This is a genomic window from Agathobacter sp. (genome assembly GCF_977054825.1).
This window is the reverse complement of record NZ_CDRTEH010000026.1, coordinates 1-21,853: the sequence shown is the minus strand read 5'-3', so window position 1 is coordinate 21,853 and position 21,853 is coordinate 1. Positions and strand designations below refer to the sequence as shown.

Here is a 21,853-nt window from a genome sequence, read left to right as displayed (position 1 = left end):
AATTAAATCATATATTAAAAGAGGAATGTTTCACGTGAAACACTATATTTTATTATTTAATTCTAGAGTATTATACCATAGGATTTTATAGTACATCCACAACGTAAGGAATCCGACATACATATACATTTCAAACGAATCTACGAAGTAACTTAGAGTATGTTTGAAATCACTTCTATGCATAGCAACGCTCGTACATGGATGTACGAGCGAGTCCATACTGAGCCACGATGGCGAATATGGACGGTTGCGTCCTATTGTCTCAACCTATATGTGATTTCTTACATACTCTTGGTTACGGAGTAAAATGAGTGCGGAATGTATATGTATGTCGGATTCCGTACTACTGTCAATAAATTAAATTATTCCCTATAAATCAAATCATATATTAAAAGAGGAATGTTTCACGTGAAACATTCCTCAAATAAAATCTTATAAGACCCTAATAAAATATATAACGTATATTACATAATCTGAATAATATTGTTACGAATTGCAAACACCGCAGCCTGTGTACGATCAGTAACCTCAAGTTTCTTAAAAATACTTGAAATATGATTCTTAACAGTTCTCTCACTAATCTTCATTTCCTTAGCAATATCTCTGTTAAACTTACCAACAGCCATCTCTTTAAGTACTTCCATCTCTCTCTTTGTAAGAGCATCAATCTTAAGCTCATCCTCATTCTTCTGAATCATCTTTGAATTGAGAGCCGGAATAAGACTAGGCTGGATGTAGGTCTCACCATCAGCTATAGTGAAAATAGCCTTTTTAAGCTCAGCAGATTCAGAATCCTTGAGTACATATCCATTAATTCCAATATCTACAGCCTTCATAAGATATTCTGTCTCATTGTGAACAGTAAGAACAAGCACTTTTACCTTAGACTTTCTGTCCTTTAAAGCTTTTAATACCTCAAGACCATTCATCTTAGGCATATTGATATCCAAAAGTAAAACATCAGGTCTAAAGGTCTTTAATTTATCAAGACAATCCTCACCATTCTCAGCCTCAGCAATAACCTTGATATCACCATCAAGCTCCAGCAGATTTTTAAGTCCCTCTCTGATCATAGAATGATCATCTGTAATCATAATGTTAATAGCCATAATTTAGTCCTCCTTATTTACAGGTATAATTACCTTAACTATACACCCCTCACCGGGTTTTGATGAAATAGATATTTTACCGGAAAGAAGATAAATTCTTTCCTTCATCATAGACAATCCAAAGCCTGAATTATCTTCTCTGGTAAACTCAGGAATAGCAGATGTGTCAAAACCATCTCCGTCATCCTTTATCGTCAAAGTAAGTGATTTTGGTTCATACATTAGTGAAACATTGATTTCTTTGGCATGACCATGCTTGATAGAATTACTGCAGGCCTCCTGAATTACCCTGAGTAAGGTCAGTGACACGAGACTTTCTACCATATACTCATCACCGGATGTCTTGAAATTGCATCTTATATTATTTGAATTGCGAAGCTTATCAAGCGCACGCTCAACAGTAATGTTGAATCCAATATCATCAAATGACATAGGTCTTAAATTATAAATCATATTTCTAAGCTCATTGATGACATCCTTGAGTATCTTTCCCTGGGATGTGAGTTCGAGCCTGCATCTGATAGGATCGACATCCATAAGCTTTAGACAAAGCTCTGTCTTGTGAGTGAGTGAAGTCAGACTCTGTACAGTGGAATCGTGCAGATCACGAGCAATGCGCTGTCGCTCACTCTCCACCGTCTGTAAAATAACCCTCTTAAAAGCATCACTATCCTCTTCATTGATAACATCAGATATAGCCTCTGAAATTTCTACCTCATTAGTTGTCTCATCAGAATTATATACTCTGATTACACTGTTAATTTCATCAATCTTGCAATCAATATCAGAAATCTGTTTGTGTAAAGCCTTTATCTGAGGCTCAATGAGCTTCTGCTCCTCCTTAAGCTCCTTAGCTTTACTCTTATTATATGAATTAATCTCACGAGGAGTAAAAGCCTCAAAGCTTTCATCGGATTTTCCCTCAAGCATCTGGATAATCCTGATATTTTCTTTAAAATGATTTTCAGCGGCAGTAAGCTTTTCTATAAGCGCATACTTACTGTCATAAAATTCATCTCTTGTTTTCTCTAAATATTGTTTAACCATAATCACCGAACATTTGTTTGTATAATTGATTTATCTACGATATAATTATATATCATTTTTACTATATTTAAAAGCAATTATAAAAAATAATTGTATAAAACTTCTTTTTTGTTATAATATTATTATAAGAATACAAAATCAATATATCAAATTTTTCAGATAAAAACAAGGAGGTTGTAACATGAAAAAAAGTACAAAAAATCTGCTTTTCCTCACATCTGCAGTGATTGCCGGAATGCATATCTACAACAGAGTTGTTGACTCTAATGCCGAAAGGAAAAATGCGCTAAAAATAGACAATGGCCACTACTACAAATGGAAAGAAGGAAATATCTTCTATACTAAAATCGGAACCGGTGAGCCTATACTTTTAATACACGACACTGACGCCGGAGCATCCGGTGAGGAATGGACGAAAGTTGCTAAAAAGCTTGCAAAGAACAATACCGTATACACAATTGATTTGCTTGGATGTGGCCGCTCGGACAAGCCTTCCATCCAGTACACAAGCTACCTGTATGTCCAGATTATCACAGCCTTTGTAAATGATGTAATCGGAAAACCTGTAAAAGTAGCTGCCACCAATCTGTCAACAGCTCCTGTAATCATGGCAAATGCTCTTTCAAAGAATTTATTTAACAAAATAATACTTATAAACCCTGTATCATTACAGCAGCTTAGCTGCATCCCAGACAAGAGCAGCAAATTCAAACAGCGCATCATCAATCTGCCAATTTTGGGCACATTTATATACAATAAGCTTATGAATCCTATCAAGGTAGATTTACTCTTCAGAAATAAGTTTATTTCAAGAAGTCAGCTCATATCAGAAAAGATGAAAGACACATACTACGAGTCTGCCCATAAAGGACAAAGCAGAGGCAAATATCTTTACTCAAGTATTTTATCAAACTACATTAATACAAATATCGCACCTGCTCTCAAAAACCTGGACAAGGATGTATCAATTATAGCATCAACAGGAATAAAAAATAATATGGATGTTATCAACAATTACCATAAGCTAAACAGTAAATGCGACATCATCCATATTGCAAACGCGAAGCTTTATCCTCAGTTAGAGTTACCGGAGAAGACAGCTTCAATTATTAAAAAAATTATTACCAATTAGTTCTATACTTCAATCAAAAAACAAAGCACATGCTGTAACCATTCTTCAACAATTATAACAGTTTTTTACAATGGTTTCTTTGAAGGCAGTCCGGCTTTCCTCGGATACTTGTTGCTCGTATTCATAACCTTATCAATTATGACAAACGAGCGATGATTATCCGAGTAGCCAAACTGCTCTATTCTATTCAGCTTTCCTCCCAACAGATAAATGGCCGACTTTGCATCTGCCACCTCACTCTCGCACTCACCTGATTTATATGACACAAAGCATCCGCCCATCTTTACAAACGGCAGACAGTATTCTGACAGAGTGGACAGATTGGCAACCGCTCTCGATACACAAATATCATAAGCCGCCCTGTGTTCCTTATCTCTGGCAAAATCCTCAGCCCTGCCATGAACTGCCTCAATATCCTTAAGCTCAAGTGCTTCAATCACTTCATTTAAGAATCCAACTCTCTTATTAAGTGAATCTAATAACGTAATCTTAAGCTCTGGAAAAGCTATCTTAAGAGGAATACCGGGAAAGCCTGCGCCGGTTCCAACATCTATGATACTTTTTTCCGCGTTTAAATCTAATGTGTGGCACAAAAACAAGCTATCCAGGAAGTGTTTTTCTATTACCTCATCAAAATCAGTGATGGCAGTAAGGTTCATAACCTTGTTTTTTTCAATAAGCATGTCATAATATAGCTCAAATTGCTCTAATTGTGAGTTATTTAATGTACATTTAATTTTTGATAATTCATCAGTGAAGTGTGTGAAATCATATTTCATATTATATTCTCCATTATTATTGTTCATTGCTTGTATTATCTGGGTTTAACCTAGAAAATAAATCAGGATTTGAGTATTTTAATTGCTCCAGAAATACCAGTAAAACCGATATATCAGCCGGTGTAACACCTGAAATTCTGGATGCCTGGCCTATACTGAGTGGCTGAAATTCATTCAGCTTCTGCTGAGCTTCAATTCTCAGACCTGAAATAGTATTATAATCAAAATCAGTAGGTAACAGTTTTTTCTCAAGCTTCTTAAAATGAGAAACCTGCTTAATCTGTCTTGAAATATACCCTGCATACTTGATAAGAATATTAATCTGTTCTCTTGTGTCATCAGAGAGCTTAGGTCTGTCAGGATCTATCGGAGCGAGCTTATCATAATCCAGCTCCGGTCTTCTTATAAGCTCCTCAAGTGTAGTTCCGTTGCTCAGCTCTATACTGTTATATTTCTTTAGAATCTCCTGTACATCAGCCCTTGCGCCGATATTGACATGTGATACTCGCTCTATTTCCTTATCAATAAGCTCTTTCTTTTTACATACATAGTCATATCTTTCCTTTGAAATCAGACCAACCTCGTATCCCTTCTCTGTGAGACGCAAATCTGCATTGTCCTGTCTTAAAAGGAGACGATATTCCGCTCTTGAAGTCATCATGCGGTAAGGTTCTCTATTTTTCTTAGTGACCAGATCATCTATCAATACACCTATATATGCTTCTGACCTGTCAAGTATAAGTGGCTTTTTGCCAAGTATCTTCATGGCTGCATTGATGCCGGCGATAAGTCCCTGACAGGCTGCCTCCTCATATCCTGATGAGCCGTTGAACTGTCCGCCGCTGAACAGACCGTGTATTTTCTTAAATTCCAGCGATGCATAGAGCTGGTTTGCATTGATACAGTCGTACTCTATGGCATAAGCATCTCTTACAATCTTTACATTTTCAAGTCCCGGAAGGGTGCGGTACATCTCATACTGCACATCCTCAGGCATAGATGATGACATGCCTCCGACATACATCTCGTTTGTGTTTAATCCCTCCGGCTCAATAAATATCTGATGTCTTTCCTTCTCAGCAAACTTGACCACCTTATCCTCTATTGAAGGACAATACCTCGGACCTGTTCCCTCTATGATACCTGCATAAATTGGTGAACGGTCGAGATTATTTCTGATAATCTCATGAGTCTTACTATTCGTATATGTAAGCCAGCATGAAACCTGATCAATCTGCACGCTTTCAGGATCAGTGGTAAATGAAAATGGCACTACCCTCTCGTCACCGAACTGCTCCTCCATCTTGGAAAAATCAAGGCTTCTCTTATCTACACGGGCAGGAGTTCCTGTTTTGAATCTGCGCATCTCAATTCCGTGATCTATAAGCGACTGCGTCAGATGATTTGCTGCCAGAAGTCCGTTCGGACCTGTATGTGTGATCATCTCGCCGGTTAAGCATCTTGCTCTTAAATATGTGCCGGTACACAGCACGATCGCTTTACAATGGTATAAAGCTCCCGAAGTGGTTTTTGCACCGACTATATTGTTATCCTCATCGGTAACAATCTCAGATACCTCCCCCTGTCTGATGGTCAGATGGTCAGTATTCTGAAGAGTTTTTCTCATTTCCATACTATATTCCGCTTTATCTGCCTGCGCGCGGAGAGAATGAACAGCCGGTCCCTTTGATTTATTTAACATCTTTGACTGGATAAAGGTCTTGTCTATGTTTTTTCCCATCTCACCGCCAAGAGCATCTATCTCCCTGACGAGATGTCCCTTCGAGCTTCCACCGATATTAGGATTACATGGCATGAGCGCTATACTGTCCACGCTTACCGTGAAAACAATAGTCTCAAGCCCAAGTCTGGCACACGCAAGTGCTGCCTCACAGCCCGCATGTCCTGCACCAACTACAACTACATCATAATTTTCTTCAACAAACTTACTGCACATAACTGCCTACTTTCCCATACAAAATTTACTGAATATCTCATCCATCAGATCATCCTCAACCGATTCTCCGATTATGAGTCCGAGCGACTCATACGCACTCATCAAATCAATCGAATAAAAATCCTCCGGCATGTCATCATCTATACTGTTCATAACAAGCTTAAGACTTTCCTTAGCATCTGACAATAGTTTTTTGTGCCTGATATTTGTGATATAAATCTCATCATTGAATGAGACCTGTCCATCAAAAAACATTTCCTTTATTGTATCAGAAAGCTCATCTATTCCCAAGCTTTCCTTCGCAGAAATCGAAATAACCGTTTTATCCACAAGCTTTTTAATATCATCTGCCGACACCTTTGATGCCAGATCCGACTTATTTAGTAAAACAACTGCCTTTTTATCTTTAATGAAATTGATAATATCATAATCATTATCATCAAGTGCCACGGACGAGTCAACGACATATATGATTAAATCGGCTTCATCTGCATGCTCCATAGCCTTTTTCACACCAATTTTTTCAACAACATCCTCAGTGCTTCTGATTCCTGCAGTGTCAACTAGATTTAAAGTGATTCCACCAATATTAATCTGCTCCTCAAGCACATCTCTCGTAGTTCCGGCTATATCCGTGACAATTGCTCTGTCACTTCCGACAAGCACATTTAAAAGAGATGACTTTCCGGCATTTGGCTTTCCAATGATTACTGTGTTTATTCCTTCCTTCAGAATCCTGCCATTATCCGAGGTTTTTAACAGACCATCTATCTCCGTATACTCGTTATCCACAATTGCACGTAGTTTTTGTGGATAACCATCCAGAGAAATGTGTTCAGGGTCGTCAAGTGCCGACTCAATAAATGCAATCTCATGCAAAAGCTGCTCTCTTATCTGCCTGATGCTTCCAAGCACGGCTCCATTAAGCTGACTTAAGGAGCTTTTGAGCGCAAAATCATTTTTTGAATTGATTACATCTATGACAGATTCTGCCTGTGATAAATCAATCCTGCCGTTTAAAAATGCCCTTTTAGTAAACTCGCCGGGCTCTGCAGGTCTTGCTCCGTTTTTTATTACCGCTTCAAGCACTCTCTTCATCACATACACACCACCGTGGCAGTCTATCTCCACAGTGTCCTCCCTCGTGTATGTATTGGGCGCCTTCATCAAAAGCACCATAACCTCATCTATTTTCTCATCGCCGTCATATATAAAACCATAATGAATAGTGTGTGACTGACAGGCGCTTATTTTCGTTTTATTATTGTTGCTTCTATAAATCCTGTCTATTACCGAAAGTGCATCATCTCCGCTTATCCTGATAATTCCGATTCCGGACGGAGACATAGCTGTGGCAATAGCTGCTATTGTATCATTTTGCATATGAAATTCCTCAAAAATCCTAATATAATATATATTCAAAAAGGATACCTGAAACCAGATACCCTTTTAATAAATTATTATCTATTATTTCTTAAGTGTCACAACAACATGTCTGTAAGGCTCATCACCCTCGCTGTGTGTTTCAACAAATCTGTCATTCTGAAGTGCAGAATGAATCACTCTTCTCTCAAAAGGATTCATCGGCTCAAGAGAAACAGGTCTCTTTGTACGCTTAACCTTGAATGAAATATTCTTGGCAAGGTTCTCAAGTGTCTCTCTTCTTCTCTTTCTGTAATCCTCAGTATCAATCTTTACTCTGTAGTAATTCTCAGACTGCTTATTGATAGCAAGATTTGTAAGGTACTGGAGTGAATCGAGAGTCTGACCTCTCTTGCCGATTAAAACGCCCATCTCAGGTCCGTTAAGCTCAACATCAACATTTCTGTTGTCCTCATCCACTTTGATATCAATAGTAACCTCAAGCTTCATTGCCTTAAACACACTGTCAAGGAATTCACGAATCTCATCCTCAACACTTGCCTCGGCCTTTTTAACCTTGATAACAGCATCACGGCTGCCAATTCCAAGGAAACCATTGCTTCCCTTATCAATTACCTCATACTCGAGCTTGTCGCTTGTTGTTCCAAGTTTAATAGATGCCTCTGTCAAAGCATCGTCAATTGTTTTTGCAGATACTTCAATGTATTCCACTATTTTCTCCCCCTATTTACGTGAATTACGTTCATTAAACTCTTTAACCATATTAGCCTTTGAAGCAAGTGATCCTGCCTTTGCATTAGCCTTGTACTCAGCGGCCTTTGCAAGCTTCTCCTCTGTGTCTGCTGATGCAGATACGTTTGCCTTGCTGTCAATTGACTTTGTCTTAATCTGAGCTGCCTTCTTTATATAATCCTCAGACAGTCCCATTTTTTCTCTCTTCTTCTTTGCCTTTTCCTCGTTCTTTGCCATAACAGCCTCAAGATCAAGATTCTCAATATGTCTGTTGACGAAGAACTGCTGTACACCTCTTACAAGTGCTGAGAAAATCCAATAAAAACCAAGACCTACAGGAACAGTGAAGCAGAAAAATAATGATATAAGTGGCATCATGAGATTCATCATCTTCATCTGGCTTGCCATCTGGTCATTGCCGTTTGTAGCCTGTGGCATGAGCTTGATATTGAGCATCTGTGTCAGATATGACAGTACCGGAATAAGCAGTGCAAGTATTACAAAAAGTAACCACTTATCAGGCTTGTCCGTAAAGTTGCTCTTTATGATATACCAAGGTGTATCTGAGATATTTAGTCCCAAAAAGTAATTGAAATGCAGTAACGCATCATGTGTCTTCTCAACTGCGCTCTGGATACCATCAAAAAACTTACCGTCCATAAGAGCATCCCAGCCCTTTGAAGGAAGCTTATAAAGGATATCAATGATATAATTGCTTAAAGTATCACCACTTGCATCTGCAAGCTTTGAAGCCGCATTTGAAGCGTTAAGACCGCTTGATGTGACAACATTATACTTATCCATCAGCTTTACAAGAGTATCCTGATATCCGCTTGTCTGCTGAATAGAATCAACAAGCCCTGTAAAAGAGCCCTTAACTCCGCTCAGATATGCAGGAATATTGTAAAATACACGGTACAGCGCAAGCAGAATAGGCATCTGTATAAGCATCTGCACACAGCTTCCCATCGGAGAAATACCATACTTCTGGTATAAAAGCTGTGTCTCCTCCTGCATGGCCATCATTGAAGCCTGATCCTTTTTGTCTTTATATTTAGCCTGGATAGCCTGCATCTCAGGCTGCATTTTCTGTGATAGCTTAGAAAACTTCTGCTGCTTAATAGTCAGTGGCAACAGACACATATAGATTATGATCGTAATAATTACGATACTGAGTACAACGCTCTCAACTCTTCCACCTGTGATATCAGATATACCGCTGTATATCCAATCCATCAGCATACCGAGAAGCTTGGCGATTGGTCCAAGAATAGAGCCTGGATATGCGGTTAATAAAATGTCCGACATAAAAACCTCCATTGCTGCTATGGAACCGGATCATACCCACCCTTTGAAAAAGGATTACATCTCAATATCCTCCATGCCGCAAGCAGACCACCCTTTATGGCACCGTACTTTTGCACAGCCTGTAAACCATACTCAGAGCAGGTCGGACAATATGGGCATTTCGTTGATTTCATCGGGGAAATATACTTCCTATAAAATTTAATCAAAAATATTAAGATACTTTTCAAAACGATTCCATCTTCTTTTTCATTATTCAAATATTTTGTTTCTTAATAATCCTGTGAAGACCTCCAAGATGTAAAACAGCACTTTCTATTTCCTTGTAACCCACATGCCGTGCCGCAACTCTTGCGATGACTACGATGTCCAAACCACTATCGAACATGTCCTCATGTAGTCTGTAGCTCTCTCTCACGAGACGAGTAATATGATGTCTAATAACACTATTTCCAACTTTTTTGCTAACTGATATACCTATACGATTATTTTCTGTGTTATTTTTCAGAACATACATAACGAGGTACCTGTTAGCAAATGATACACCGTTATTATATACATTCTGAAAATCCTTGTTTTTTTTCAACGAATCTGAAAATTTCATTTGACGCTGTCCTTCTAAAAACAATCAAAAATGAAGAAAAGACCACAAAAATTGTGGCCTATGCTGATAATTTTTTTCTTCCTTTTAATCTTCTGGCTGCGATTACTTTTCTTCCGCCAGCAGTTTTCATTCTCTGTCTGAATCCATGAACTTTTGCTCTCTGTCTCTTCTTAGGTTGGAATGTCATCTTCATATATATCCACCTCCTTTACGTTAAAAAACATCGGTATAATTATAACAAAAATTCCTGTTGTGTCAAGGATTTTCTCAATTTTCTTTAAATTTCTACATATATTTTTTCACCGGTTTACATTCCACAACAAAAATGTGGAAAACGAGTTTCTTCTATATATATAATAATTCTTGATAACCGTCTATATTTAGATATAAACCGCATGCTGCGACCAACATATTGTGGAAAGTTATCAAGATATCAAAAAGTTATCCACAATATGTGAATAACATGTGGGTAACTTTGTATAATTGTAGTTAATAAATGTGAATAAAGTATTTTTGTCAATCTTTTTACATTGCTTAAATGCCAAAAATAGTGTACTATATAGTATGTATGGGATTGTGGAGAACATTCCCATAATATACTCTTTATATGTTAAATAATGGAGAACTTTGATGGATAAAGTAATGGAAAAGTGGAATGAAATACTACAGATGGTCAAGGACGAGCATGGTCTGACAGACGTTTCCTTTAATACGTGGATAAAACCGCTTGAGGTGTTCGCCATAGACGGCAATACACTGTATATTCTCGTTCCGTCTGAGCAGATGGGGCTCAGCTATATCAACAAGAAATATTATCTTCCTCTTAAGGTAGCTATAGGTGAGGTGACAGGTGTCGAGTATGATATCCAGTTTATTCTGCCGGATCAGGCGCAGAGCCTTAAGTTTAAAAACAACGATACCACGCAGCTTGAGCCTCAGGCTCCTGTAAAGGGAGATCACTCAAACTTAAACCCTAACTATACCTTCGACACCTTTGTCGTAGGTAACAATAACAGGTTTGCCCACTCTGCTTCCCTTGCAGTGGCAGAAAGCCCGGGCGAAGCATACAATCCGCTATATATATATGGTGGTCCTGGACTTGGCAAGACTCACCTTATGCATTCAATAGGTCATTTCATCATTGACCAGAATCCTGATACAAAGGTGCTCTACGTTACTTCAGAGGAGTTTACCAACGAGGTTATCGAGTCTATCCGTAACGGTAATTCCTCCGCCATGACAAAGTTCCGTGACAAATACAGGACTGTAGATGTGCTCATGATTGATGATATCCAGTTCATCATAGGAAAGGAAAGTACCCAGGAGGAGTTTTTCCACACCTTCAACACACTGCAGACACAGGGCAAGCAGATTATCCTTACCTCTGATAAGCCGCCTAAGGAGATGGAGACTCTCGAGGAGCGCATCCGCTCACGTTTCGAGTGGGGACTGATGGCTGATATAGGTACTCCTGACTATGAGACGAGGATGGCTATCCTCCGTAAAAAGGCTGAGACTGACAATTTTGATATAGATGATGATATCTTAAACTACATTGCTTCAAACATCAGCTCCAACATCCGTGAGCTTGAGGGGGCCTTAAACAAGCTTTTAGCCTTCCACAATCTCGAGCATACTCACATTACTATGGATATCGCAGAGAGGGAGCTTTCCAACATCATCACACCGGACAAGCCTAGGGAAATCACTGCACAGCTCATCATCGAGGTCGTTTCGGAGCATTTCCACATCTCTGTTGACCAGATGATTTCAAAGACCAGAAGCAGCGAGATTGCACGTCCAAGGCAGATTGCCATGTACCTCTGCAAGACCATGACCTCAGATTCACTTGATGTAATCGGCCAGCTTTTGGGTGGCAGAGACCACTCTACTATCATCCACGGCATCAAGAAGGTCACCAAGGATTACGAGGAAAATGACAGTACACGTACTCTCATAGAAACTATCAAGAAAAAGATTAATCCAAATTAGTTTCTACCTATTTATATATGTGCTCATTTGCATGTTAATAATTTGGTTATAACCTTGCTTTTATTTCCACATGAGCATGTTAATGACAGGTTGAAGGAAAGTGAATAAAAAGTTATCAATTTTTATCATTTTTACTTCAACAGGCTTTTAAGCAAGTTATCAAGCCGCTTAAAGCTTGTCTTTAAAGGCTTTGAAGGGGTTTTGAACTTTTTAACATCCCCTAAGAAGAAGATTACGAATATCTTTTAAATATTTATATATACGCGCAGGAAGGAGTTTTTCTAAATGAAACTTATTTGTTCAAAAGCAAATTTACTGAAAGGTGTTAATATCGTATCGAAGGCAGTACCTACACGTACTACCATGGCAATTCTCGAGTGTATACTGATTGATGCATCTGCAAACGAGATTAAGCTTATGGCCAACGATATGGAGCTTGGAATTGAAACAATCATAGACGGAACTATTGAAGAGAGAGGAGTTATCGCTCTTGATGCCAAGATTTTTTCAGAAATAGTGAGAAAGCTTCCTGACAGTGACGTAACAATAGAGACAGATGCTTCCTTTAAGACAGTCATATCTTGTGAGAAGGCCAAGTTCAATATCATCGGAAAATCAGGTGATGATTTCTCTTACATACCATATGTTGAGAGAAATGAGTCTATTGTCCTCTCACAGTTTACCCTTAAGGAGGTTATCAGACAGACTATTTTCTCAATTGCCGACAATGACAACAATAAGCTGATGACAGGTGAGCTTTTTGAGATTGAGGAAAATAAGCTTCGTGTTGTTTCACTTGACGGACACAGAATTTCTATCAGATATATCGAGATGAAAAATCACTATGACAGCAAGAAGGTTGTTGTACCGGGCAAGACTCTGCAGGAAATAAGCAAGATTATTCCGGGTTCAGCGGATGAGGATGTTGTTATATACATCACCAATAATCATATTGTTTTTGAGTTTGATGAGACTACCGTTGTATCACGCCTCATAGAGGGTGAGTACTTTAAGATTGACCAGATGCTTTCATCTGACTACGACACAAAGGTTCGCATCAATAAGCGTGAGCTTCTTGACTGTATCGACCGTGCTACTCTTCTTGTCAAGGAGGGAGATAAGAAGCCGATTATCATGAATATTACAGATGGCAATATGGAGCTTCGCATCAATTCGTTTATCGGTTCCATGAATGAGGACATCGATATCGACAAAGACGGAAAAGATATTATGATAGGCTTTAATCCTAAGTTCTTCATAGATGCACTTCGTGTTATCGATGAGGAAGAGGTTAATTTATACATGGTCAATCCAAAGGCACCATGCTTCATTAAGGATGATGAGGGCAAGTTCATTTACCTCATTCTTCCGGTAAATTTTAATACAGCAGCAAACTAGGAGATTTTATGAAACAGATTTCTATAAGAGAACAGGATGAGTTCATTAAGCTGGGACAGGCTCTTAAAAAGGCCGACCTTGTGAGCTCGGGAGTTGAGGCAAAAATTGTTATTCAGGATGGTCAGGTGACTGTAAACGGTGAGACTGAGCTTCAGAGAGGGAAAAAGCTTCACGACGGAGATGTTTTCTCATATGACGGCGAAACAGTTAAGGTTGTTAAATAATGATTATTAAGTCAATCCAACTGAGTAATTTCAGAAATTACGAAAAACTGGATATCAGCTTTGACAGTGAAACCAACATAATCTACGGCGATAATGCCCAGGGCAAGACCAATATACTTGAGGCTGCATATTTAAGCGGCACTACAAAGTCGCACAAGGGCAGCAAGGACAAGGAAATGATCAGGTTTGGCGAGGATGAGGCACATATCAGGACAATTGTCGAAAAAAACGACAAGGAATACCGGATTGACATGCATCTGCGTAAAAACGGTGCAAAGGGTGTGGCCATCAATAAAATGCCAATAAAAAAGGCGAGTGAGCTGTTTGGCATTTTGAATATTGTGTTTTTCTCGCCTGAGGACCTTAATATCATAAAAAACGGTCCTGCCGAGAGGCGCAGATTTATAGATTTGGAGCTTTGCCAGCTTGACAAAATATATCTGTCTAACCTGAGTAAGTATAATAAGACATTGGTTCAGCGAAACAGACTGTTAAAGGATATAGCTTACAGACCTGATTTGATTGATACACTTCAGGTGTGGGATATGCAGCTTCTTGAGTATGGCAGGCATGTTATAAAAAAGAGGCGCGAGTTTGTTAATGAGCTAAATGAGATAATACAGGACATTCACAGCAATATTTCAGGAGGCAGGGAGCAGCTTATACTCAAATATGAGCCAAACATTGATGATATTTTTTTCGAGGACGAGCTGCTTAAGGCAAGAAGCAGGGATTTAAAGCTGTGCCAGACAACTGTCGGACCGCACAGGGACGATATGCTTTTTTCGGTGGATGGTGTGGATATCAGAAAATACGGCTCGCAGGGTCAGCAGAGGACATCTGCTCTCTCGCTCAAGCTTTCTGAGATTAGTCTTGTGAAGAAAAATATAAACAGCACTCCCGTGCTTTTACTGGATGATGTGCTTTCGGAGCTGGATGGCAACAGGCAGAACTATCTGCTCAACAGCTTAAGTGATACACAGACCATTATCACTTGTACGGGACTTGATGAATTTGTAAAAAATAGATTTCAGGTGGACAAGGTCTTTCATGTCGTGAAGGGCCAGGTGGAGGTTATTGATGAGTAAAGAAATACAGCAGAACAATCAGGAATACGGAGCTGACCAGATTCAGATACTTGAGGGTCTTGAGGCGGTCAGAAAAAGACCGGGTATGTATATCGGCAGTACGTCTTCGAGAGGACTTCATCATCTGGTTTACGAGATAGTGGACAATGCAGTTGATGAGGCCTTAGCCGGTTATTGTAAAAATATCGAGGTCACAATCGAGGAGGACAATTCCATAACAGTACAGGATGATGGACGAGGAATCCCGGTTGGAACCAATCATAAAGCAAAAAAATCAGCACTTGAGGTCGTTTTTACAGTGCTTCACGCAGGTGGTAAATTCGGTGGTGGAGGCTACAAGGTATCAGGCGGTCTGCACGGAGTTGGTGCATCTGTAGTAAATGCTCTTTCCACATGGCTGACAGTTGAGGTCTACAAGGACGGAAATATTTACAGACAAAGCTACAAGCGCGGCAAAACCGACGATACTGTAAAGATTGTTGGACAGTGTGACGAGTCGCTTCACGGTACAAAGGTGCATTTCCTGCCGGATCCGGAGATTTTTGAGGAGACAGTGTATGATTACGATACCTTAAAGCAGCGTCTCAGAGAGACAGCCTTCCTCACAAAGGGACTTAAGATTACTTTAAAGGACGTGCGTGAGAACAGCCATCACAATCATGTATTCCACTATGAGGGCGGAATCAAGGAGTTCGTCGAGTACCTTAACCGCGGCAAGGAGGCTCTCTATGATGAGGTCATCTACTGCGAGGGAACACAAAACGGTGTTTATGTTGAGGTTGCATTGCAGCACAATGATTCGTTTAACGATTCAACCTTCAGCTTCGTAAACAACGTAATCACACCTGAGGGCGGTACTCATCTTGCAGGCTTTAGAAATGCCCTGACAAAGACCTTCAACGCCTATGCGCGTGAGAAAAAGATACTTAAGGATTCAGATCCTGCTCTTACAGGTGACGATATCCGTGAGGGACTTACCGCAATCATCAGTATCAAGATTGAGGAGCCTCAGTTCGAGGGACAGACAAAGCAGAAGCTTGGAAACAGTGAGGCCAGAGGAGCCGTAGATGCTGTTGTATCGGAAAAGCTCACATATTTCCTCGAGCAGAATCCTGACGTAGCCAAAAATATCTGTGAGAAATCACTTTTAGCACAGAGAGCCAGAGAGGCAGCAAGAAAAGCAAGGGATCTGACAAGAAGAAAGACCTCTCTCGACGGAGGAACTCTGCCGGGCAAGCTTGCTGACTGCTCAGACAAGGATCCGAAGAACTGCGAAATTTTCATAGTCGAGGGAGATTCAGCCGGCGGCTCTGCAAAAACAGCAAGAAGTCGTGCTACACAGGCAATTTTACCTCTGCGAGGCAAGATACTGAATGTTGAAAAGGCAAGACTTGACCGTATATATGACAATGCAGAAATCAGAGCCATGATTACAGCATTCGGAACAGGAATCCATGAGGATTTTGATATAACAAAGCTGCGTTACGACAAGATAATCATCATGACCGATGCCGATGTAGACGGTGCCCACATCGCTACTCTCATGCTCACCTTCCTCTACAGATTCATGCCGGATCTGATAAAGGAGGGACACGTATACCTGGCTACCCCGCCACTTTACAAGGTGGAGAAAAACAAGGGTGTATGGTATGCCTACGATGATGATGAGCTCAAGCAGATTTTAAATGACATAGGCCGTGACAATAATAACAAGATACAGCGATACAAGGGACTTGGCGAGATGGATGCGGATCAGCTCTGGGAGACAACAATGGACCCTGAGCACAGAATTTTGAAGCAGGTCATGATAGACGGAGAAAATTCATCTGAGCTTGATGTGACATTTACCACACTGATGGGTGATAAAGTAGAGCCAAGAAAAGAATTTATTGAAGCTAATGCCAAGTATGTAACCAATCTTGACATCTAGCAGGGAGGAGTAATTTAAGTGGACGACAAAATTTTTGACCAGATACAGCAGGTCGATTTGAAAAAAACAATGGAGAGCTCCTACATAGATTATGCGATGAGCGTTATTGCAAGCCGTGCCCTCCCTGATGTCAGGGACGGACTTAAGCCTGTTCAGAGGCGAGTACTCTACTCTATGGTCGAGCTCGGAAATACACCTGACAAGCCACACAGAAAATGTGCGCGTATTGTCGGTGATACAATGGGTAAATACCACCCACACGGAGACAGCTCAATCTATGGAGCGCTCGTAAATATGGCGCAGGACTGGTCTATGAGATACACACTTGTGGACGGTCATGGAAACTTTGGTTCTGTCGATGGAGACGGAGCAGCCGCCATGCGATACACAGAGGCAAGACTCTCAAAGATTTCTCTTGAATTAATCAAGGATATTGGCAAAAATACAGTAGATTTTGAGCCAAACTTTGATGAGACAGAAAAAGAGCCGACAGTGCTCCCATCAAGATATCCAAACCTTTTAGTCAACGGAACCACAGGAATCGCGGTAGGTATGGCAACCAATATCCCACCTCACAATCTGCGTGAAGTGGTCAATGCCGTAGTGCGCCTTATTGACAACGATATCGAGGACAAAGAAACCACAATCGATGAGCTTATCGATGTGGTAAAGGGCCCGGATTTTCCTACAGGCGGCATAATTCTCGGAACAAGCGGCATAAAAGAGGCATACAGAACAGGCCGCGGCAAAATAAGAGTCCGTGCTGTCACCAACATCGAGCCGATGGAAAACGGCAAAAACAGAATTGTAGTGACAGAGCTGCCATACAACGTAAACAAAGCGCGTCTTATTGAGAAAATAGCCGAGCTTCATAAGGACAAAAAGATAGATGGAATAACAGACCTCCGCGACGAGACAAGCCGTGAGGGAATGAGAATTGTAGTAGAGCTGCGCCGTGATGTGAACCCGAGTGTGGTTTTAAATCTGCTTTTCAAGCATACACAGCTTCAGGATACCTTTGGAGTAATAAACCTTGCACTCGTAAACGGAGAGCCGAAGGTATTAAATCTATACGATCTGCTCAACTACTATCTCATCCACCAGAAGGATGTAGTTACCAGACGTACAAAGTTTGATCTCGACAAGGCAGAGGCCAGAGCACATATTGTAGAGGGTCTCATTATTGCCCAGGACAACATAGACGAGGTAATAAGCATTATCCGCTCAAGTCAGACCACACAGCAGGCAAAGACCAGATTGATGGAGAGATTTGGTCTGTCAGATGAGCAGTCACAGGCAATTGTCGATATGCGTCTTAGGGCTCTGACAGGTCTGGAAAGAGAAAAGCTCGAGGCTGAGTATAAGGAGCTCATGGCTCAGATTGCGCAGTTAAAGGCTATTCTTGCCGATGAGAAAAAGCTTCTTGGAGTAATCAGGGAGGAAATCATCGCAATCGCAGATAAATACGGCGACGACAGAAAGACAGAGATAGGCTATGACGAGTATGATATGTCGATGGAGGATCTCATTCCTGAGACAAACACCGTCATAACAATGACAAAGGTAGGCTACATAAAGCGCATGAGCACTGACAATTTCAAGGCTCAGCACCGCGGTGGCAAGGGAATAAAGGGAATGGAGACAATCGAGGATGATTATATCGTCGAGATGCTCATGACCACATCACACCACTACCTGATGTTTTTCACAAATACAGGAAGAGTATACAGAATCAAGGCATATGAGATACCGGAAGCAAGCCGTACATCAAGAGGCACAGCCATCATCAATCTCATACCGCTTCAGCCTGACGAGAAAATAACAGCCATGATTCCAATCAAAGAATACGAGGATGACAAGTATCTGTTCATGGCTACAAGAAACGGAATAGTCAAGAAAACACCGATAAAGGATTATGAAAATATCCGAAAGAACGGACTTGCGGCAATCAATTTGCGCGAGGACGACAAACTCATAGAGGTCAAGGTCACAGACAATTCAGAGGATATTTTACTCTTCACCAAATTCGGACAGTGTATCAGATTCAAGGAGACAGATGTGCGCTCAACAGGCCGTACAACCATGGGTGTTATCGGAATGAATCTCGCACCAAATGATGTGATAATCGCAATGCAGACAGCATCAATGGGCGAGGCAGTGCTTTTAGTATCATCAAACGGACTTGGAAAACGTACACGAATTGACGAATTTACCACACAAAACCGTGGCGGTAAGGGCGTGAAATGCTACAAGATTACAGAAAAATCAGGCAATCTCGTAGGAGTCAAATCAGTTGAAAACGATGATGAGCTCATGCTCATCACAACAGAGGGCATTATCATCAGAATCCAGGTAAGCGATGTAACAGTGCTTGGACGAATCACAACAGGTGTCAAGCTCATCAACCTGAAGGAAGGTGTGAGCGTAGCAAGCATCGCAAAGGTAGTAGAGGATAAGACTCTTATGCCACCGGAGGATGAAAAAGCAGAGACTGACGACTCAGAAAACGGTGACGAAGAATCAGCAGACAATGATAATTCACAGGCCGAAGCTATGGAAAATAATACAGAAGCATAACTAAATTCATAAAAGCAGGGTCATAAGATCCTGCTTTTTGCGAATGTGAGTGTGCTGGTACTATTCCAGCCATATTGAGAACAAGAAAATCTGTTGATTAGATGCAAGCATGATGCATTATATTATCGGTTTTAGTGATTCTGAATGGTAACAAATAAACATAATCCGAAAAAATATATATGCTTATCCACAAAAACACAAAAAATAATATTGAATTGTGGATAAACGCTGCGGAAATTTAAAATCAGGTGTAAAGAGTGGTAAAGAACAACTATTTATTCATTCATAAGCACTGAAAAATTAGCTGCATAGAAGTGAAGCTAAACAAAGTGTAGACAAAGCAAGCGTATTGTGCAGTTTTGCGAATATGAGTGGGATGATTATGAATAGTTAAGGATACATACGATATAATTATTAAAGTCATTAATACAGAGAATAAAAAGAGAGGAAAAGAAATGATCAGGGAAATAAACGTTTCAGAGATAACAGCGACAATAAAGGAAATGTGCATACAGGCAAACCATTTTCTTTCGCCGGACATGGACAAGGCACTAAAAGCCGCAACAGAAAATGAAGAATCACCTTTAGGTAAAAAAATATTAAATCAGCTTCAGGAAAACCTAAAAATAGCAGGCGAGGATATGATACCTATATGTCAGGATACCGGAATGGCAGTTTTTTTCATAGAAATAGGCCAGGATGTCCATTTTACGGGAGGCGTATTGGAGGATGCCATAAATGAAGGAGTCAGACAAGGCTACACAGACGGCTATCTGCGAAAATCAGTGGTAAAGGATCCACTCATCAGGGAAAATACAAAGGACAACACACCTGCAGTTATCCATTACTCAATAGTTCCGGGCGACAAGGTCAAAATAACCTTTGCACCAAAGGGCTTTGGAAGTGAAAATATGAGCCGTGTGTTTATGTTGAAGCCGGCAGATGGTATAGAGGGAGTAAAAAACGCAATTCTGACAGCAGTTTCAGATGCAGGACCAAACGCATGTCCTCCTATGGTTGTCGGTGTCGGAGTCGGTGGAACCTTTGAAAAATGTGCAATAATGGCAAAAAAGGCGCTGACAAGAGAAGCAGGCACACATTCAGACATAGAGTATGTGGCAGAGCTTGAAAAAGAGATGCTTGAAAAAATAAACAGGCTGGGCATAGGACCGGGAGGACTCGGCGGAAGCACTACTGCCCTCGCAGTAAACATAAATACATATCCGACCCACATTGCAGGACTTCCGGTTGCGGTAAATATATGCTGCCATGTAAACCGCCATATAGTGAAGGAATTGTAATTAACCGCTATCGTTATGGGTTATAATGAGTCGTGAACGGTAATTAAAAAAGCTGTAATTGTTAAAGCTACACTGAAATGTGAATGGTAATTAAAAAACTATAATTGTTACAGGTTATAATGAACTGAAAAAATAAAAGAATCAGGAGAAAAAAATGGAAAAACATATAACAACTCCAATTACGCAGGAAATAACAAAAGACCTGAAATCAGGAGACTATGTATACATAACAGGTGAAATATATGTGGCAAGAGATGCTGCACACAAAAGAATGATAGAGGCACTGGACCGTAAAGAGGAGCTGCCAATAGATATAAAGGATTCAACAATTTACTATATGGGACCATCACCGGCCAGAGAAGGTCGTCCTATTGGCTCAGCCGGACCGACAACAGCAACAAGAATGGACAAGTATGCTCCAAGACTGCTCGATTTGGGTGAAAAAGCAATGATAGGCAAGGGAAAAAGGTCAAAGGAAGTAATAGATGCGGTAATTCGCAATAAAGCAGTCTATTTTGCGGCAGTCGGCGGCGCAGGCGCTCTCCTTTCAAAATGCATAAAATCATCAGAAGTAATCTGTTATGACGATCTCGGTGCAGAGGCAATAAGAAAGCTTTACGTGGAAGATTTCCCTGTAATTGTGGTAATAGATAGTGAAGGAAACAATCTGTACGAGACTTCTATAAAAGAATTTAAAAAAATATAAAAATACTATTGACAAAACAAATAAAATTTTATAGAATAAACAATGCGTCACGTAAGTGCGTAAAACATTTAAATAATTTATGTAAAGACTTTGGAGAAGTACTCAAGTGGCCGAAGAGGTGCCCCTGCTAAGGGTATAGGTCGGGAAACTGGCGCGAGGGTTCAAATCCCTCCTTCTCCGCTTTATCTTTTACATAAATAATTAAAAAAGTTCTTGACAAATGAAAAACATTTTGATAGAATAATCAAGCTGTCGCAAGACAGAGAACTTAAAACAGAGTTCAAAAAAATAAAAAAAGTGCTTGACAAACGAACAGCGATTTGATAGAATAATCAAGCTGTCGCAAGAGAGTAAAACAAAGAACATTGATAACTGAACAGTGAGAAACCTTGAAAGATTTTGAGAATCAATCAGAACGCTTCAATGAAAATTGAAGACCTTTAAAACAGTAAATTCAGATTCTATCTGAATGAACGAATTAGCCAAGTTTAACTTGACTGAGATCAACTTTTTAACATGAGAGTTTGATCCTGGCTCAGGATGAACGCTGGCGGCGTGCTTAACACATGCAAGTCGAACGAAGCACTTT

19 protein-coding genes, 1 tRNA gene and 1 rRNA gene are annotated in these 21,853 nt (G+C 40.2%); 11 read left to right on the top strand and 10 right to left on the bottom strand.

All coding sequences use genetic code 11. The features are described 5' to 3' along the window. Positions 1–464: 464 nt before the first annotated feature. Positions 465–1,109, bottom strand: coding sequence for a response regulator (locus tag ACW6PM_RS13150; RefSeq protein WP_012744409.1), 645 nt, complete (start codon positions 1,107–1,109; stop codon positions 465–467). Positions 1,110–1,112: 3 nt separating this feature from the next. Beyond that, entirely contained in the window at positions 1,113–2,156 is a 1,044-nt protein-coding gene (locus tag ACW6PM_RS13145) for a sensor histidine kinase (protein WP_308651495.1), read from the bottom strand. Between the two features lie 181 nt (positions 2,157–2,337). Here ACW6PM_RS13145 and ACW6PM_RS13140 point away from each other — a divergent pair, with 181 nt between their 5' ends. After that, entirely contained in the window at positions 2,338–3,288 is a 951-nt protein-coding gene (locus tag ACW6PM_RS13140; protein WP_456057425.1) for an alpha/beta fold hydrolase, read from the top strand. A gap of 65 nt (positions 3,289–3,353) precedes the next feature. Here the strand turns inward: ACW6PM_RS13140 and rsmG are convergent, their stop codons facing one another. From rsmG to rpmH, 8 genes are all read right to left on the bottom strand, one after another. Further along, on the bottom strand, positions 3,354–4,067 hold the full coding sequence (gene rsmG / locus ACW6PM_RS13135) for a 16S rRNA (guanine(527)-N(7))-methyltransferase RsmG (protein WP_308651497.1): 714 nt from the start codon (positions 4,065–4,067) through the stop codon (positions 3,354–3,356). A 16-nt stretch (positions 4,068–4,083) separates the two neighbouring features. Continuing rightward, positions 4,084–6,024, bottom strand: coding sequence for a tRNA uridine-5-carboxymethylaminomethyl(34) synthesis enzyme MnmG (gene mnmG / locus ACW6PM_RS13130; protein ID WP_443753676.1), 1,941 nt, complete (start codon positions 6,022–6,024; stop codon positions 4,084–4,086). 6 nt (positions 6,025–6,030) lie between these two features. Beyond that, a complete protein-coding gene (gene mnmE, locus ACW6PM_RS13125; RefSeq protein ID WP_456057424.1) occupies positions 6,031–7,407 on the bottom strand; it encodes a tRNA uridine-5-carboxymethylaminomethyl(34) synthesis GTPase MnmE in 1,377 nt (458 codons plus the stop codon). An 84-nt stretch (positions 7,408–7,491) separates the two neighbouring features. Next, a complete protein-coding gene (gene jag / locus ACW6PM_RS13120; RefSeq protein ID WP_012744416.1) occupies positions 7,492–8,118 on the bottom strand; it encodes an RNA-binding cell elongation regulator Jag/EloR in 627 nt (208 codons plus the stop codon). Between the two features lie 12 nt (positions 8,119–8,130). Further along, a complete protein-coding gene (locus ACW6PM_RS13115) occupies positions 8,131–9,447 on the bottom strand; it encodes a YidC/Oxa1 family membrane protein insertase (protein ID WP_330022125.1) in 1,317 nt (438 codons plus the stop codon). A gap of 17 nt (positions 9,448–9,464) precedes the next feature. After that, positions 9,465–9,674 carry a membrane protein insertion efficiency factor YidD gene (gene yidD, locus ACW6PM_RS13110; protein WP_041254763.1) on the bottom strand — a complete coding sequence of 70 codons (210 nt, stop codon included), beginning with the start codon at positions 9,672–9,674 and terminating at the stop codon, positions 9,465–9,467. A gap of 26 nt (positions 9,675–9,700) precedes the next feature. Continuing rightward, complete coding sequence (gene rnpA / locus ACW6PM_RS13105) at positions 9,701–10,048, bottom strand: ribonuclease P protein component (protein ID WP_012744419.1); 348 nt, start codon at positions 10,046–10,048, stop codon at positions 9,701–9,703. A gap of 58 nt (positions 10,049–10,106) precedes the next feature. Continuing rightward, on the bottom strand, positions 10,107–10,241 hold the full coding sequence (gene rpmH, locus ACW6PM_RS13100) for a 50S ribosomal protein L34 (protein ID WP_012744420.1): 135 nt from the start codon (positions 10,239–10,241) through the stop codon (positions 10,107–10,109). 437 nt (positions 10,242–10,678) lie between these two features. Here rpmH and dnaA point away from each other — a divergent pair, with 437 nt between their 5' ends. From dnaA to ACW6PM_RS13050, 10 genes are all read left to right on the top strand, one after another. Then, on the top strand, positions 10,679–12,040 hold the full coding sequence (gene dnaA, locus ACW6PM_RS13095) for a chromosomal replication initiator protein DnaA (RefSeq protein WP_306774791.1): 1,362 nt from the start codon (positions 10,679–10,681) through the stop codon (positions 12,038–12,040). Between the two features lie 285 nt (positions 12,041–12,325). Then, positions 12,326–13,438: a DNA polymerase III subunit beta gene (gene dnaN / locus ACW6PM_RS13090; RefSeq protein ID WP_308651501.1), complete on the top strand. Its 1,113-nt coding sequence runs from the start codon at positions 12,326–12,328 to the stop codon at positions 13,436–13,438. A gap of 8 nt (positions 13,439–13,446) precedes the next feature. Further along, positions 13,447–13,662: an RNA-binding S4 domain-containing protein gene (locus ACW6PM_RS13085; RefSeq protein ID WP_012740938.1), complete on the top strand. Its 216-nt coding sequence runs from the start codon at positions 13,447–13,449 to the stop codon at positions 13,660–13,662. Then, positions 13,662–14,750, top strand: coding sequence for a DNA replication/repair protein RecF (recF, locus tag ACW6PM_RS13080; protein WP_118371002.1), 1,089 nt, complete (start codon positions 13,662–13,664; stop codon positions 14,748–14,750). The genes ACW6PM_RS13085 and recF overlap by 1 nt, the downstream gene beginning before the upstream one ends. Next, the gene (gyrB, locus tag ACW6PM_RS13075; protein WP_117686663.1) at positions 14,743–16,680 is read left to right on the top strand and encodes a DNA topoisomerase (ATP-hydrolyzing) subunit B; all 1,938 of its coding nucleotides are present in this window, start codon (positions 14,743–14,745) and stop codon (positions 16,678–16,680) included. The genes recF and gyrB overlap by 8 nt, the downstream gene beginning before the upstream one ends. An 18-nt stretch (positions 16,681–16,698) precedes the next feature. Continuing rightward, positions 16,699–19,257 (top strand): DNA gyrase subunit A, encoded by a 2,559-nt coding sequence (gyrA, locus tag ACW6PM_RS13070; protein WP_456057423.1) that lies wholly within the window; start codon positions 16,699–16,701, stop codon positions 19,255–19,257. Positions 19,258–19,712: 455 nt separating this feature from the next. Continuing rightward, positions 19,713–20,558, top strand: coding sequence for a fumarate hydratase (locus ACW6PM_RS13065; RefSeq protein ID WP_456057422.1), 846 nt, complete (start codon positions 19,713–19,715; stop codon positions 20,556–20,558). Between the two features lie 154 nt (positions 20,559–20,712). Continuing rightward, positions 20,713–21,264, top strand: coding sequence for a Fe-S-containing hydro-lyase (locus tag ACW6PM_RS13060; protein ID WP_118258058.1), 552 nt, complete (start codon positions 20,713–20,715; stop codon positions 21,262–21,264). A 92-nt stretch (positions 21,265–21,356) separates the two neighbouring features. Continuing rightward, positions 21,357–21,444 (top strand) — tRNA-Ser (locus tag ACW6PM_RS13055). A gap of 332 nt (positions 21,445–21,776) precedes the next feature. After that, a 16S ribosomal RNA gene (locus ACW6PM_RS13050) occupies positions 21,777–21,853 on the top strand; the annotation flags it as partial.